General features: G+C 72.5%; 12 protein-coding genes and 1 tRNA gene. 8 read left to right on the top strand and 5 right to left on the bottom strand.

Annotation, left to right across the window (positions count from 1 at the left end):
- The first annotated feature begins 52 nt into the window (after positions 1-52).
- The 4 genes from gmd to M446_RS24985 all read left to right on the top strand — a co-directional run bounded on the left by gmd (position 53) and on the right by M446_RS24985 (position 5,425).
- Positions 53-1,036 (top strand): GDP-mannose 4,6-dehydratase, encoded by a 984-nt coding sequence (gmd, locus tag M446_RS25000; RefSeq protein WP_012334900.1) that lies wholly within the window; start codon positions 53-55, stop codon positions 1,034-1,036.
- A 22-nt stretch (positions 1,037-1,058) separates the two neighbouring features.
- Entirely contained in the window at positions 1,059-2,027 is a 969-nt protein-coding gene (locus M446_RS24995; protein ID WP_012334899.1) for an NAD-dependent epimerase/dehydratase family protein, read from the top strand.
- A gap of 274 nt (positions 2,028-2,301) precedes the next feature.
- Complete coding sequence (locus tag M446_RS24990) at positions 2,302-3,807, top strand: phosphomannomutase/phosphoglucomutase (protein ID WP_012334898.1); 1,506 nt, start codon at positions 2,302-2,304, stop codon at positions 3,805-3,807.
- Positions 3,808-3,988: 181 nt separating this feature from the next.
- Entirely contained in the window at positions 3,989-5,425 is a 1,437-nt protein-coding gene (locus M446_RS24985) for a mannose-1-phosphate guanylyltransferase/mannose-6-phosphate isomerase (RefSeq protein ID WP_012334897.1), read from the top strand.
- A gap of 618 nt (positions 5,426-6,043) precedes the next feature.
- On the opposite strand, the gene M446_RS24980 is transcribed toward M446_RS24985, so the two are convergent.
- Positions 6,044-6,119: transfer RNA gene (locus M446_RS24980), tRNA-Asn, on the bottom strand.
- Between the two features lie 320 nt (positions 6,120-6,439).
- Between M446_RS24980 and M446_RS24975 the strand changes: the two genes are divergently transcribed.
- Positions 6,440-6,997: a MucR family transcriptional regulator gene (locus tag M446_RS24975; protein WP_012334896.1), complete on the top strand. Its 558-nt coding sequence runs from the start codon at positions 6,440-6,442 to the stop codon at positions 6,995-6,997.
- A 254-nt stretch (positions 6,998-7,251) separates the two neighbouring features.
- Positions 7,252-7,632, top strand: coding sequence for a hypothetical protein (locus M446_RS24970; RefSeq protein ID WP_012334895.1), 381 nt, complete (start codon positions 7,252-7,254; stop codon positions 7,630-7,632).
- Positions 7,633-7,731: 99 nt separating this feature from the next.
- Here the strand turns inward: M446_RS24970 and M446_RS24965 are convergent, their stop codons facing one another.
- Positions 7,732-8,421 carry a DUF4142 domain-containing protein gene (locus M446_RS24965; protein WP_012334894.1) on the bottom strand — a complete coding sequence of 230 codons (690 nt, stop codon included), beginning with the start codon at positions 8,419-8,421 and terminating at the stop codon, positions 7,732-7,734.
- A gap of 223 nt (positions 8,422-8,644) precedes the next feature.
- On the opposite strand from M446_RS24965, the gene M446_RS24960 reads away from it, so the two are divergent.
- Positions 8,645-8,917, top strand: a complete 273-nt coding sequence (locus M446_RS24960) for a hypothetical protein (RefSeq protein WP_012334893.1) — start codon at positions 8,645-8,647, stop codon at positions 8,915-8,917.
- A gap of 410 nt (positions 8,918-9,327) precedes the next feature.
- A complete protein-coding gene (locus M446_RS24955; RefSeq protein ID WP_012334892.1) occupies positions 9,328-9,591 on the top strand; it encodes a hypothetical protein in 264 nt (87 codons plus the stop codon).
- A 3-nt stretch (positions 9,592-9,594) separates the two neighbouring features.
- Here the strand turns inward: M446_RS24955 and M446_RS24950 are convergent, their stop codons facing one another.
- The 3 genes from M446_RS24950 to M446_RS24940 form a co-directional block, all read right to left on the bottom strand.
- Positions 9,595-10,782, bottom strand: a complete 1,188-nt coding sequence (locus M446_RS24950; RefSeq protein WP_012334891.1) for a DUF1501 domain-containing protein — start codon at positions 10,780-10,782, stop codon at positions 9,595-9,597.
- 14 nt (positions 10,783-10,796) lie between these two features.
- Positions 10,797-12,320, bottom strand: coding sequence for a DUF1800 domain-containing protein (locus tag M446_RS24945; protein WP_012334890.1), 1,524 nt, complete (start codon positions 12,318-12,320; stop codon positions 10,797-10,799).
- A gap of 241 nt (positions 12,321-12,561) precedes the next feature.
- The gene (locus M446_RS24940; RefSeq protein ID WP_012334889.1) at positions 12,562-14,295 is read right to left on the bottom strand and encodes an MFS transporter; all 1,734 of its coding nucleotides are present in this window, start codon (positions 14,293-14,295) and stop codon (positions 12,562-12,564) included.
- Positions 14,296-14,407: the final 112 nt, after the last annotated feature.

Genomic DNA, 14,407 nt, shown 5'->3' with positions numbered 1-14,407 from the left:
TCATCGGGAGCCCTCCATACCGAGGGCCCGAATAGCGGCAAGGGGAACTGAGATGACACGCAGACGTGCCTTGATCACCGGAATTACCGGCCAGGATGGGGCCTACCTGGCGCAGCTTCTGCTTGAAAAAGACTACGAAGTCTACGGTATTGTCCGTCGGTCGAGCCATGCTGGTGTTTATGATCACAGGCTGAAGTGGCTCGGCGTTGCCAAGGACGTTCACCTCATCGACGGCAATCTGATCGATCTGTCGAGCCTGCTGCGCATCGTCCAGCAGGTCCGGCCCGATGAGGTTTACAACCTCGCCGCACAGTCGTTCGTCACCTCGTCCTGGCAGCAGCCGATCCTCACCGGGCAGGTGACCGGCCTCGGGGCGACCAACCTGCTCGAAGCGGTCCGCATCATGGCCCCGCAGGCGCGCTACTACCAGGCCTCCTCGTCGGAGATGTTCGGCCTGATCCAGGAGCAGGTGCAGAGCGAGCAGACCCCCTTCTACCCGCGCTCCCCGTACGGCGTCGCCAAGCTCTACGCGCACTGGATGACGATCAACTACCGGGAGAGTTTCGGCCTGCACGCCTCGAACGGCATCCTGTTCAACCACGAATCCCCGCTGCGCGGGGTCGAGTTCGTGACCCGCAAGGTCACGGACGGCGTCGCGCGCATCAAGCTCGGCCTCGAGACGGAACTGCGGCTCGGCAACATCGACGCGAAGCGGGACTGGGGCCACGCCAAGGACTACGTCCGGGCGATGTGGCTCATGCTGCAGCAGGACGCGCCGGACGACTACGTGGTGGCGACCGGGCGCACCACCACCGTGCGCGACATGTGCCGGATCGCCTTCGACCACGTGGGCCTGACCATGGACGACCACCTCCGGATCGACGAGAAGCTGTTCCGCCCGGCCGAGGTCGACGTGCTCCTCGGCAACCCTGCCAAGGCCGAGCGCATTCTGGGCTGGAAGCCGGAGATCTCGCTCGAGGAGATGATCACCGAGATGGTCGACGCGGACCTCGCCCGCCTGCGCGCCTCCGTCTGAGCCGCCCTGCCGAGGCTCTGGCGTGAAGCGCATCCTGATCACCGGCGCGACGGGTTTCGTCGGCCGCCACGCGGCCGCCGCCTTCCTCGACCGGTTCGGCGCCGGCGCGGAGATCGTCGGTCTCGGCCGCGAGGCCAGGCCGGCGGCGCTTTCCGCCGGGATCGGCTACGTCGCGGCCGACCTGTCGGACGGTCGCCGCACGGCGGAGTGCCTGCGCGAGGTCGCGCCGACGGACATCCTCCACCTCGCCGCCCTCTCCTCCGTCTCGGACGCCGCCGCGCGGCCGGTCCGGGCCTGGAGCGAGAACGTCGGCACGGTGCTGAGCCTCGCATCGGCGCTGGTCGACCACCTGCCCGGGACGAACCTGTTCTTCGTGAGTTCCGGGGAGGTGTACGGTCGGGCCTTCCTGTCGGGACAGCCCGTCGGCGAGGCGGTCCGGCCGGAGCCGGCGAGCACCTACGCCAAGACGAAGCTCGTCGGCGAGCAGATCCTGACGGACGTGCTGGGCCGGGCGGGGTCGCGCCTGGTGATCCTGAGGCCGCTCAACCACATCGGCCCGGGCCAGAGCGAGCGGTTCGTGGTCGCCTCGTTCGCCGCGCAGATCGCCCGCATCGAGGCGCAGCTGGTTCCGCCCGTGCTGGAGGTCGGGGACCTCTCGGCCCGTCGCGACTTCCTGGACGTCCGCGACGTCGTCGAGGCCTATGCGGGTCTGGTCGCGGCCGCCGACACGCTCGACCGATGCAGCATCTTCAACATCGCCTCCGGCCAGGCGCGGTCGATCGGCAGCCTGCTGGAGACGCTGGCATCCCTCTCGCGCAGGCCCTTCGAGGTGCGGGTGGCGCAGGAGCGGCTGCGCCCCTCCGAGATCCCGACCGCCTGCGGGGACGCCTCGGCGCTGGCCGCCCGCACCGGCTGGGCCCCGAAGCGCTCCCTCACCGAGACGCTCGCCTCCGTTCTCGACCACGCGCGGGCGGAGGTCCGCCACGGCTGAGCATCGCGGGCCGACGGGGCGGCGCCGCGGGCGAGGAGTGGATCCGGCGGGACGGATCGCCGGAGACGATGGAGCGGGAGCGGCGCCCGAACCGCCCTCGCGGGAGAGTCCCTGGATCGGACCAGGCCTCTGATTTGCAAGCGCTTTCCGGCGAACCGAAATCCGCTTCGCCGGAATGAACCCTTCAATTACCTTACGACGAACGGGAGCCTCCCGGGGAATCGGCTCACCGGCAGGGCCCTCGGGCCCGCCCTTGAACGGCAGGATGAGAGTGATGACGTTTCCGAAGCCGCATGCATCGCTGGCCCCGAACAGCTTCGCGTTCGAGTCGCTTCCGCTCGTGGCCCCCACCGGCTTTCGCGAGTACGACGCGCGGTGGCTCTTTCCCAAGGACCTCAACCTCATGGGGGTGCAGGCGCTGGGGCTGGGCCTCGGGACGCTCATCCACGAGATGGGCGTGCGGCCCGACATCGTCACCGGCCACGATTTCCGCGCCTACTCGGCCTCGATCAAGCTCGCCCTCATCGCCGGCATGATGGCGGGGGGCTTGCGCGTGAAGGATATCGGGCTCGCCCTCTCGCCCATGGCCTATTTCGGGCAGTTCGCCCTCGATTGCCCCTGCGTGGCCATGGTCACGGCCTCCCACAACGACAATGGCTGGACCGGCGTGAAGATGGGCGCCGAGCGGCCCATGACCTTCGGCCCCGCCGAGATGGGCCGCCTGAAGGAGATCGTGCTGGCGGGCGCCTTCAAGTACCGCGACGGCGGCGCCTACGCCTTCGTGCCGGACTTCGCCGCCCGCTACCAGGCCGACCTGCTCTCGCGGACCAAGACGATCGGCCGCAAGCTCAAGGTCGTGGCCGCCTGCGGCAACGGCACGGCGGGCGCCTTCGCGCCGGCGGTGCTGGAGGCGCTCGGCTGCGAGGTCGTGCCCCTCGACACCGAGGCCGACGCGACCTTCCCGCGCTACAACCCCAACCCCGAGGACATGGCGATGCTGCACGCGATCGCCGACACGGTGCGCGAGACCGGCGCCGATGTGGGGCTGGGCTTCGACGGCGACGGCGACCGCTGCGGGGTGGTCGACAACGAGGGCCACGAGATCTTCGCCGACAAGGTCGGCGTGCTGCTCGCCCGCGACCTCTCGCAACTGCACCCGGGCGCGACCTTCGTCGTGGACGTCAAGTCGACGGGCCTGTTCGCCTCGGATCCGGAGCTGCGGGCGCGCGACGTCAAGGCGGATTACTGGAAGACCGGCCATTCCTACATCAAGCGGCGGGTGAACGAGCTGGGCGCGCTGGCCGGGTTCGAGAAGTCGGGACACTTCTTCTTCAACGCGCCGATCGGCCGCGGCTACGACGACGGGCTGATGACGGCGATCACGGTCATCGAGATGCTGGACCGCAATCCGGGCCGCAGCCTCGCCGACCTGTACCGGGCGCTGCCGAAGACCTGGGGCTCGCCGACGATGTCGCCGCACTGCGCCGACGAGGTGAAGTACGGGGTGGTCGAGAAGGTGACGGCCCGGGTGCGGGCCATGATGGAGCGCGGCGAGCCGATCGGGGGCGCGCGCATCACCGACCTCGTGACCGTGAACGGCGTGCGCGTGGTGACGGAGGACGGCACCTGGGGCCTGGTGCGGGCCTCGTCGAACAAGCCGGAACTCGTCGTCGTGGTGGAGAGCCCCGTCTCGGAGGCGCGCCTGCGCGCGATGTTCGAGGGCGTCGACGGGGTGCTGCGCGAGAATCCGGAGGTCGGCGCCTACAATCAGACCATCTGACGCCGCGTCCGGGCCCGCGCCGGCGGCGGTCTCGCGCGCCGGCGCGGGCCCGCATGCGGGCCGGCAGGTTCCTCGGCGCGCGCTTCCGACCTATGAAGGCCGCAAGCCCGCGAGACATCGACCCGTCGGCGCCCACCGCGCCGCGGGCCCTTCCCTTGATCGATACGGAGACGGTGACGCCATGACCACCCTCATCCATCCGGTGATCCTCTGCGGTGGATCGGGCACACGGCTGTGGCCCGCCTCCCGCGAGAGCCATCCCAAGCAGTTCATCCCCCTGGCCGAGGCCGAGCGCTCGTCCTTCCAGGCCACCGCCCTGCGCGTCGCCGACGGCGCGGTCTTCGCGCGGCCGACGGTCATCACCGCGCAGGACGCGCGCTTCATCGTCGGCGAGCAACTCGCCGCCGTCGGCCTCTCGGCCGAGATCCTGCTCGAGCCGCAGCGCCGGGATTCGGCCGCCGCCGTGGCGGTGGCGGCGCTCAGCGCCGCGCAGAGCGAGCCCGAGGCGCTGGTGCTGATCCTTGCGGCCGACCACGTGATCGGCGACACCCCGGCCTTCGTCGCCGCCGCCAAGGCCGCCGCCGTGGCGGCGCGGGCGGGCTACATCATGACCCTCGGCATCACGCCGACCGCGCCCGCCACCGCCTACGGCTACGTCCAGCCCGGCGAGAGGCTGCCCGGCGAGGCCGGGGCGCAGGGGGCCTGCCACGTGGCCCGCTTCCTGGAGAAGCCCGACGCGTCCCGGGCCGCCGGCCTGATCGCCGAGGGAGCCCTCTGGAACAGCGGCTACTTCCTGTTCCGGGCCGACGTGATGATCGAGGAGCTGCGCGCCCACGCCCCGGCCGTCCTGGAGGCCGCCGAGCAGGCCCTGGAGAAGGCCCGCCGCGACCTCGACTTCATCCGCCTCGACCCGGAGGCCTTCGGGCAGGCGCCGCAGATCTCGATCGACTACGCGGTGATGGAGCACACGGCCCGCTCGGGCGTGCTGCCGGTGCGCTTCCCCTGGTCGGACATCGGCACCTGGGGCGCCCTCTGGGACGTGTCGGAGCGGGACGCCTCCGGCAACGCCCTGCGCGGCCGCGTGGCGGTGCGCGACACCCGCAACAGCCTCGTGCACAGCCCCGAGGAGATCCTGACCACGGTGGTGGGCCTCGACGACGTCGTGGTGGTGGCGACCCCGGACGCGGTGCTGGTGACCTCCCGCGAGGCCGGCGCCGGGGTCAAGGCCCTGGTGGAGGATCTGCGGGCCAAGGGCGCGCCCGAGGCCGACGCGCATCGCCTGATGTACCGGCCCTGGGGCTCCTACCAGCGCATCGACATCGGCGACCGCTTCCAGGTGAAGCGGATCACCGTGAAGCCGGGCGGGCGCCTGTCGCTGCAGAAGCACTACCACAGGGCCGAGCACTGGATCGTGGTGCACGGCACCGCCGAGGTGACCGTGGACGACGCCGTGACCCTCGTCCACGAGAACGAGGCCATCTACCTGCCGATCGGCTGCGTCCATCGCCTCGTCAATCCGGGCAAGATCCCGCTCGAACTGATCGAGGTGCAGGTCGGCAGCTACACGGGCGAGGACGACATCATCCGCATCGAGGATGTCTACGGCCGCCAGAGCTGAGCGGCACGCGCGAAACCGGTCACCGGCCGGGCCGCGGACCGGATCACGCGCCCGCGCGGCGCGTGAGCGAGGCCCCCAGCCGCCATCCCGAAGGGATCTGGCGGATGGGGGATGAGAGGCCGAGCGGATCCGCCCACCATGCCGGTCCGCTCGGCACGAGACGTTGCGCGGCGTCGCGCGGCGGAGGGACAGCGCCGCCTGCCTGACCATCACCGGGACGGTGCTGATCCTCCGGCAGGGCGAGACGCTGGCCAGGATCGAGATCGCGCCGCCGCGCTGATCGGGCCCGCCCCCGCCCGGCTCCGCGCGGGTCCGACCTCGCCGCGGGCCCGCCGGGTCGCGGCGTCGCGCGGGCCTGCCTTGGTCCGCGCGTCGCTCTCCACGGGCTCGCCGGGTGCCGGACGCCCGGCCCGCGTCGTACGGCGTCCGACGGATTGCGTCGCAATATGCGGATGCCGGCGTCGCTCACGCGCCGCGCGGGCCTGTCATCCGCTGTCCGGACGATCACGTGCGGACAGAGGATGACAGGCGCCCACATGGCCGGACGGGATCGACGCCTCGACCGGCGGCGCGGAGCGCCTGGCTGCGGATCGGGGGGATGCGGCGCGGAGGGAAGGATGGCTCCCCGAGCAGGACTCGAACCTGCGACAAGGCGATTAACAGTCGCCTGCTCTACCAGCTGAGCTATCGGGGATCACGCCGGGGCGCCTCTGTAGGCGAAACACGCGGCCCCGTCAAATCGATCCCGCGGTCGGAGCGCCCCATCCGCCCCGCCCCCTGGCCGCCGGGATGCCCCTGTACTCCTCCCACCCGGTCACCAATAACGGGTCGCGTCCGCCCGTCATTGCCCCGCGCGGGGCCGGTGATTGACACGGAAACCTGTCCGAAGCCGCCAGCGATTTGGAACAGCCGTATCGCTCTGCTGCGCTCCGATGTGAATATGCGAGAATTCCTGTTGACGTTCCGCGACAAACACTACACTGCTGTGTCGGGCGCAAGCACAGGAACAGATTCATGAGCGAGACCGGGGCAGCAGCCATCGACCTCAGCGGCCTGACGAGCGATATCGTGTCGGCCTACGTGTCGAGGAACAGCGTTCCGAGCGCGGAGCTGCCGGCGCTGATCCGCAGCATCTACGACGCCCTCGTCAGTACGGGGAAGGCGCCGGCACCGAGCACCCAGGAGAGCGCGAAAGCGACGCCCGCGCAGATTCGCAAATCGATCAGCTACGATCATCTCGTGAGCTTCGTCGACGGCAAACCTTACAAGTCCCTGAAGCGGCACCTGACGAAGCACGGGCTCACGCCGGAGGAGTACCGGGTCAAGTACGGTCTGCCGCGCGACTACCCCATGGTCGCCGAGAGCTACGCCAAGCAGCGCTCGGAACTCGCCCGCACCCTGGGCCTCGGCCAGATCCGGCGCGACCGCGCGGCCCGGGCGAAGGCCGAGGCGCCCGCGCCGGACCCGGTCGAGGCGCCGCAGGACGTCGCGCCCGCGAACCCGGATTCCGCCGCGGAGGCTTCGGGGAAGAAGCCCCGGCGCGCCCGCGCCGCCAAGGCGGCGGCCGAGTAGCACCCGGCGCGCGGCGGGTGCGCCGCGCCGCCGTCTCGGGCGCGTCCGAGAGAGCGGGCCCGGGAGGCGGGACTGCACGCGGACCCCCCCCGCGGCCCTGTATCCCCGCAGGCTCGACTGATCATCGGCCGCGCCGACCTTGATCTCTCCTCGGCAGGACTGGACCGGCCGCCCGCTTCCACCTTGACGGCCGCTGCGGCTTTGGCCGACAACGTGGTCGCCGCGATGCGGGGTGGCGGCGTCCGAGGGGGGCGATGCGCGCCGCGATCCTTCCGATCCTCGTCCTCTGGACGCATGGCGCCGCCGCGACCGAACCGCTGCCCGCGGTCGAGTCGCGCACGGATTACTCGGAATTCCGCATCGCCCTGGCGCTGCAAGGCTGGAAGCCCGACCGGCAGGCCAAGGCGCGCGAGAAATGCGTGAGCGGCCGGACCCGGATCTGCGAGACCTACGCCGAGACGATCAGCTGCCAGCGCACCACGCCCTCGCGCTGCCTCTTCCTCTGGAACAAGAACCAGACCCAGATCGAGATCGAGACCGTCGGCAGCAAGCCGCAGGTGATCAAGGTCGAGCAGATGCGCTGCCGCGCCGGCTGCCTGCCCGAGGAACCGTCCTGGCCCACCACCGACCGCTGAGGCGGGCCCGGCGAGGGCCGGGGGACCCATGCGGGGCCGCGGGGGACCCATGGGGGGCCGAATGGCCGGGCCGACACCGGGGCGCCGGCCCGGAGCGGCTCAGCCCTGCGGGCCGCCCATCATCGCCTGCATCTGGGTGAGCTGCGCGATGTGCAGGCGGATCAGCGGCAGGGCGCCGCGGGCGATGCGGCGCAGGGCCGGATCCTCGCCGGCCTCGGCGTAGGAGCCGTGGATCGCGAAGGCCTCGCGGTGGCCCTGGAGGGAGGCGCCGACGAAGGCCGCGTCGTATTGCGGCCCGCCCTGCATGCCGGCGAGCTGCGCCTGGATGGCGGCCTTCTGGGCGTCGCTGGTCATCGGGGCGCCGGCCGCCCCGCCCGCGCCCGGCGCCCCGAGGACGCCCGCGGCCACGCCGGCCGCGGCCCCCGTCGCCGCGCCCGCCACCGCGAGCGGGGCCGCCACGAGGCCGCCGACGAGGCCGCCCGGCCCGGGCGGCGGACCGCCGGCCGCGACGGCGGCCCCGGCGCCACCCGTGTAGGCGTCGATCCGGTTGGCGAGGTTCACCTGCTCGACCACCTCGGCCCGGGCGAATTTCCTGACCCGCGGGTTGCCGGTCTTGGCGAAGGCGTCGCGGGCGGTGCTCTCCAGGAACAGGCCGCCCTTCGTCGCCATGGCCAGGTAGGCCCCCGTGGGGACGGCGCCCCCCGGGAGGGGCTGGGCGAGGGCGGTGCGGGTGACGGCGAGGGCGGCGGTCGCCGACAGCAGGCTGACCAGGACGTCGCGGCGGTGCATGGAACCTCCGGGATGGGGCGACGCTTCCGTGCTCCCAGCCGGTTGTCCGGGGCCGAGCGTTCGCCGACATAATCTTGCCGGGGTCGCGCCTGTTCCTCGCATCGCGACGGCGATCCGGGCCGGGTGCCCGGATCTTGCATCGCGGTCGACCGGGCCGGAGGGGCCGGCTCGGCCCCGTGGCGGACCGGGAGCGGGCGCGCAGCAGAGCGGGAGACATGCGGCGATGAGGGATCGGACGTCGCCTTTCGCCCCGGTGGAGGAGCAGGTCCAGCGCGTGCTGGCGGCCTCCGTGGCGCTCGCCCAGCACTCGGTGCTGCTCGGCGTCGCGCTCCAGGCGGCGTGGCTCGACGCCTGGATGCGGGCCGTCCTGGAGGCGCAGGACGCCTGCCGCACCTGGCGGACGCAGCAGGAGCGGCGCACCCGCCTGGTGCGCCGCGGCGTCCCGGATCAGCTGGCCCGGCAGGGCCTGCGGCTGGTTCCGGGCGCGGGCCGGTGACGCGTCCCGCCGTTCCGCCGCCCGGCACCATGCGCCGAAGCGATCGCGGGCTCGCCGGCAGGTAGGATGCGGGGGCAAGAGCCCGTGGGGGCAAGAGCCCGTGGGGGCAAGAGCCCGTGCGGGCAAGAGCCCGTGCGAGATTGCGGCCCGCCGCTCCGCACAGGTCCGGAACCGCGCACGGCCGCCCGCTGTTGATCGCTGTTGACGGGAGCGAAAGGGCCTCGCCCTTCGGCGCGCCGCGTGCGACAGCGCACAGCGGCCGGCGCGTCCGGCGGTTTACCGAAATTCGAACGGACACGCTTGGCCCGCGGCAACCCTTCGGACCCTCGCGACTTATCTATGGCAGGAGCGCGGTGCGGCGGCGAAGCTGCTCGCCGCGCCGACACCCTCTCAGGAACAGGATGCCTCCCATGCGCGCGCTCCTCGGCGCCCGGCTGACCCTGCTCGCCGCCCTGATCGCCGGTGCGTGTCTCGGCGCCGGTCCGGGACTCGCGGCCCCCGCCGTCGACAAGGCGCCGAAGGCCCAGGGCCGCAGCGCGGCGGTGCGCGACGTGACCGTCACCGCGACCGCTCCCGAGGAGGGCGCGGACGACGCCACCTGCACGACCTCGCGCAAGCGCCTGTTCGTCGAGGGCGAGGGCTGGATCGTCCGCCGGGTCACGACCTGCCGCTGAGGGTTAGAGCAGGCCGAGATCGGCCGGCGCGACCCCCGCGAAGACCCGGCGCAGGGCGGCCTGGTCGAGCCCGTAGAGGCGGGCGAGCAGGCCCGCCAGCAGCGCCCGGTAATCGGTGAGCACCGGGTAGTCCCGGTTCTGGAACAGGTGCGCCTCGTCGGCCGGCACCTGCGGGCCGGCGATCCGCCCGCCCCGCACGGCGCCGCCCAGGACCCAGTAGACGCTGCCGTGGCCGTGATCGGTGCCGCGGTTGCCGTTCTCCCGGAAGGTGCGGCCGAATTCCGACAGCACCACGACCACCGTGTCGGCCCAGCCCGGGCCGATCTCCTGGGCGAAGCCCGCCAGCCCGCGCCCGAGCTCGCCGAGCCGGTCGGCGAGGTAGCCGCTCGCCCCGCCCTGGTTCACGTGCGTGTCCCAGCCGCCGACATCGACGAAGCCGAGGGTGAACTGGTCGCGCATCAGCCGGCCGATGCGCCGCGCCGCCCGTTCGAAGCCTTTGGGCGAGACGGCGCCCCGGTCCGCCTGCATGGCGTGCTCCGAGACCGTCTGGTAGACGGCGTCGCGCACGCGGAAACCCTCCTCGATGGCGCCGGCGAGCGGGCTCTCCCGGTACATCGACGCGATCAGCCGCGCTTGGCGCTCATCGATGCCGGGCTTGCCGACCTGGTGGATGGCGACGTTGGGCACCGGCTCGCCGCCCCGGAAGATCAGCGGCATCTGCTCCGCGAAGGCGACCGGCCGCGCCCGCGTCAGCTCGGCGGCGAGCCGGGCCATGAAGCCCGAAGTGTAGTCCCGCGCCGCCCCGGCCGCCTGGCCCATCTCGATCGTGTCCTGGGTCTCGAAATGGCTGCGCGTGACGTCGTCCGTGCCCGCGAAGGGCACGAAGGCGGCCTGCCCCCTGGCGAAGAGCGGCAGGATCGTGTCGCGCAGGGCCGGGTGCAGGCTCCACTCCGCGTCGAGGGGGAGCGCGGCGGCGGGATCCGCGGCCGAGGGCCGGGCGAGGGCGAGCGTCGGCCGGGCCCGGTAGTAGAAGTCGCTGCCGGTCGGGATCACCACGCCGGCGGCGTCGTAGGCTCCGCGCAGGAAGACGACGAGCAGGCGCGCATCGGCCCTCGGCGCCGCCCAGACCCGGCCGGCGACGGTCGCGGTGCCGAGGGCCAGGGCGGCGCGCAGGAGGTCGCGGCGGTGCATGGGCGGCTCCCGGCTCAGCGCATGAATTCGGGGGAGGACAGGAACAGGGTGTTCCACTCCTGGGGCGAGACGGCCCGGGCCAGCGCCGCGCGGGTCGGCTCGCCGAGCATCCCGGCGAGCGTCGAGAAGTAGAGGGCGTTCTGCACGAGGGGGAAGGCCGGCTCCTCGGTCGCGTCCGGGCCGGGCGGCCGGAACAGCCCGGCCGGGCCGGAGCCGATCTGGCGCGCGACCTCGAATCGGGCGACGAGCTGGCCCGGCCCGTTCCAGGCCGCGGCCGCCAGCGGGTAGCCGTCCGGCGTCGAGCGGTTGAACAGGCCCTCGCCGAGGCGGGTGAGCCAGCCCTGGACGGGGCCGGTATTGAGGATCACCCGGGTGTCGTAGGCGAGGCGCAGGGCCGAGAGCACGTAGCGCATCGGGTCCTTGAAGGGCGCGGCCGCGCGGGTGAGGTCGGGCGACTCGGCCAGGGCCGCGACCGTCGCGGCGATGTCGCCCCGCGTCCGGACGAACACGGCGGCGAGGCGCTCCACCAGGGCGTCGGGCGGCTCCGCCCCGGTCAGGGCGGCGGCGAGCATCCGCGAGACGTGGCGGGCCGTCGCCGGCTGAGCCGCCAGGAGGTCGAGGGCCTCCTCCACCTCGGCGAAGCCGCGGCCCCGGATGGTGTGGCCGAGCAGGACCTTGTCGCCGTAATCGTGCCGCGCCGGGTTGAAGATGAACACTCCGTCCCGGATCAGGTCGGCGCGGCGCTCGGGCGGCAGCTTCGGGTCCTCGGGGCGCGCGTCGAGGCCGATTCCGGTGAGGATGCGGGCGAGGGCCTCCACGTCCGCCTGCGTGTAGCCGGAGCCGACGCCCATCGTGTGGAGTTCCATCAGCTCGCGCGCGTAGTTCTCGTTGAGGCGGCCGGCGGCGTTCTCGGCATTGTCGAGGTAGCGCAGCATGGCCGGGTGGCGCAGCGTCGCCCCGAGGAGGTCGCGGAAGCGGCCGAGGGCGTGGGGGCGGATCGCGGTGTCGAGGTAGTCGCCCACCATGGCGCGCAGGTTCGCCTTGCCCTGGTGGACGTTGAAGCGGTTGAACCAGATCCAGGTCAGCCGCTCGCGCAGCTGGTCCGGGCTGGAGAGGGCGCGCAGCAGCGTCGCCGCGACGGCGTCGCGCAGGGCCGCGTTCAGCGCCTCCTGGTAGGCCTGCAGCGCCGCCTTGCGGGCTTCCGCGTCCGGCAGGGCGCCCGCCGCCCTCTGCTGCGCGTCGAGGGCGACGATCCGCTCGCGCAGCGGCTGCCGCGGGGTGAGGGCCTCAACCTGCGCCTGGGCGGCCGGCGGCAGCCGGGGCTCCGCCCGTGGGTGCAGCTGCGCGGCGAGCCAGCGGGCCCGGCCGAGGGCGCGCAGCTCCGCGAAGCCGGACGGGGTCACGCCCCAGGTGAGCGCGTTGAGGAAGGCCGCGTCCTCGTCCGGGGAGGCGGCGCGCGCGGGCGCCGCCCCGGCGAGGAGGAGGAGAGCGACGCAGAGGCCCGCCGCGACCCGGTTCCGCTGCCCCGCCCGCACCATGGCCATCCTCCGCGCGGCCGGCCGCCCGGGGGCGGCCCGAGATCCTGACCCTGAGGCAAAGAACGGTCACATTGCGGCATCCGGCCGCCGCGATCCTCACGATCCCGTGTGCGCGGGGACGGCCCCGCGCCGGACGCGGCGGAGGATCCCCGCCTCCCCTCGATCCCCGGCCGCCGCGGCGCATGGCAACGACGAGAGCCCCGCCCCCTCGCGGGGGCGGGGCTCTCCGCGCCGGGGCGCGTCAGGCCAGGATGTCGCGGTCCTTGGTCTCGGGCACGAACAGGAGGCCGATGACGAAGGTCATCATGGCGATCACGATCGGGTACCAGAGGCCGTAATAGATGTCGCCGGTCTGGGCCACCATGGCGAAGGCGGTGGCGGGCAGGAGGCCGCCGAACCAGCCGTTGCCGATGTGGTAGGGCAGGGACATCGAGGTGTAGCGGATCCGGGTCGGGAACAGCTCGACCAGGGCGGCGGCGATCGGGCCGTAGACCATCGTCACGTAGAGGACGAGGACGGTCAGCACCGCCACCACGGTCAGCTTCTGGCCCGAGAAGATGTCGACCGGGTGCTGGGCCCTCACGATCTCGGGGTTGTTGGCGCCCGGATAGCCCGCCTCCGCGAGGGCGGCCGGCACTGCCTTGGCGAAGGCCGGGTCGCTCACCGCGAAGGACTTGCCGGCCACGGTCACGCTGGTGGGCGTGCCCGCCGGCACCGCCTCGGTCCGGTAGTTCACCGCGTTGCGGGCGAGCAGCGCCTTGGCGACGTCGCACTCCTTGGTGAACTTGGCCGTGCCGACCGGGTTGAACTGGAACGAGCACTCGTCCGGGTTCGTCCTGACCACGACCTCGACGCTGGATTGCGCCGCGTAGAGCTTCGGGTTGGCGTTGGCGGTCAGCACCTTGAAGAGCGGGAAGTAGGTCATCGCCGCGATCAGGCAGCCGCCCAGGATGATCGGCTTGCGGCCGACCCGGTCGGACAGCGCGCCGAAGAACAGGAAGCCGCCGGTGCCCAGAACCAGCGACCAGGCGATCAGCACGTTCGCCGTGTACTGGTCGACCTTGAGGATGCTCTGGAGGAAGAAGAGGGCGTAGAACTGGCCCGTGTACCAGACCACGGCCTGGCCGGCGGTGAGGCCGAGCAGGGCGAGGAGCGCCCACTTGGCGTTGCGCCACTGGCCGAACGCCTCCGAGAGCGGGGCCTTCGAGTGGGTGCCCTCCTCCTTCATCTTCTTGAAGGCGGGGCTCTCCTGCATCTGCAGGCGGATCCAGACCGAGATGGCGAGCAGCACCACCGAGACCAGGAAGGGAATGCGCCAGCCCCAGACCTGGAAGGCGGTGAGCGTCGTCGTGGTGCCGTCCGGGTTCTGCGTCACGGTCGGCGGGTAGGCCGCGTTCACGTAGCCCTGGGTCGACAGGATGATGATCAGCGAGAGCAGCAGCCCGAGCGTCGCCGTCGTCTGGATGAAGGAGGTGTAGAAGCCGCGCCGGTTGCGGGGCGCGTGCTCGGCCACGTAGACGGCCGCGCCCCCGTACTCGCCGCCGAGCGCCAGGCCCTGCAGCATGCGCAGGGCGAGCAGCGTCACCGGGGCGAGCCAGCCGATGCCGTAGGCGGCGAGCGCGCCGTAGGAGGGCAGGAGGCCGACGCAGAAGGTCGACAGGCCCATGATCAGGATGGTGATGAGGAAGGTGTGCTTGCGCCCGACCATGTCGCCGAGCCGCCCGAACACCAGGGCGCCGAAGGGCCGCACCAGGAAGCCCGCCGCGAAGGCGAGCAGCGCGAAGATGTTGCGCGTCGCCTCCGGGTAGGCGGAGAAGAACTGCGCGCCGATCACCGCGGCGAGCGAGCCGTAGAGATAGAAATCGTACCACTCGAAGACGGTGCCGAGGGACGAAGCCAGGATGACCCGCTTCTCCTCCCGGCTCATCGGACGGGCGGCATCGACCGCCTGACCGACCGCGGTTGCTGTTGCCATGGGGGCGTTCCTCTGTCGTGCGAGCCGCCTATCCGCCGGGGCGCCTGCGCGTCCCGCCGGGCGGCTCTGTCGCCGCGCGATCTCGATCCGAGCGGGCGCGGTCGGGGCCGGT

It is taken from the genome of Methylobacterium sp. 4-46, assembly GCF_000019365.1.
In the GTDB taxonomy this organism is placed as follows: domain Bacteria; phylum Pseudomonadota; class Alphaproteobacteria; order Rhizobiales; family Beijerinckiaceae; genus Methylobacterium.
The sequence above is the reverse complement of the archived record's forward strand: the minus strand, read 5'-3'. Positions and strand labels throughout refer to the sequence as shown.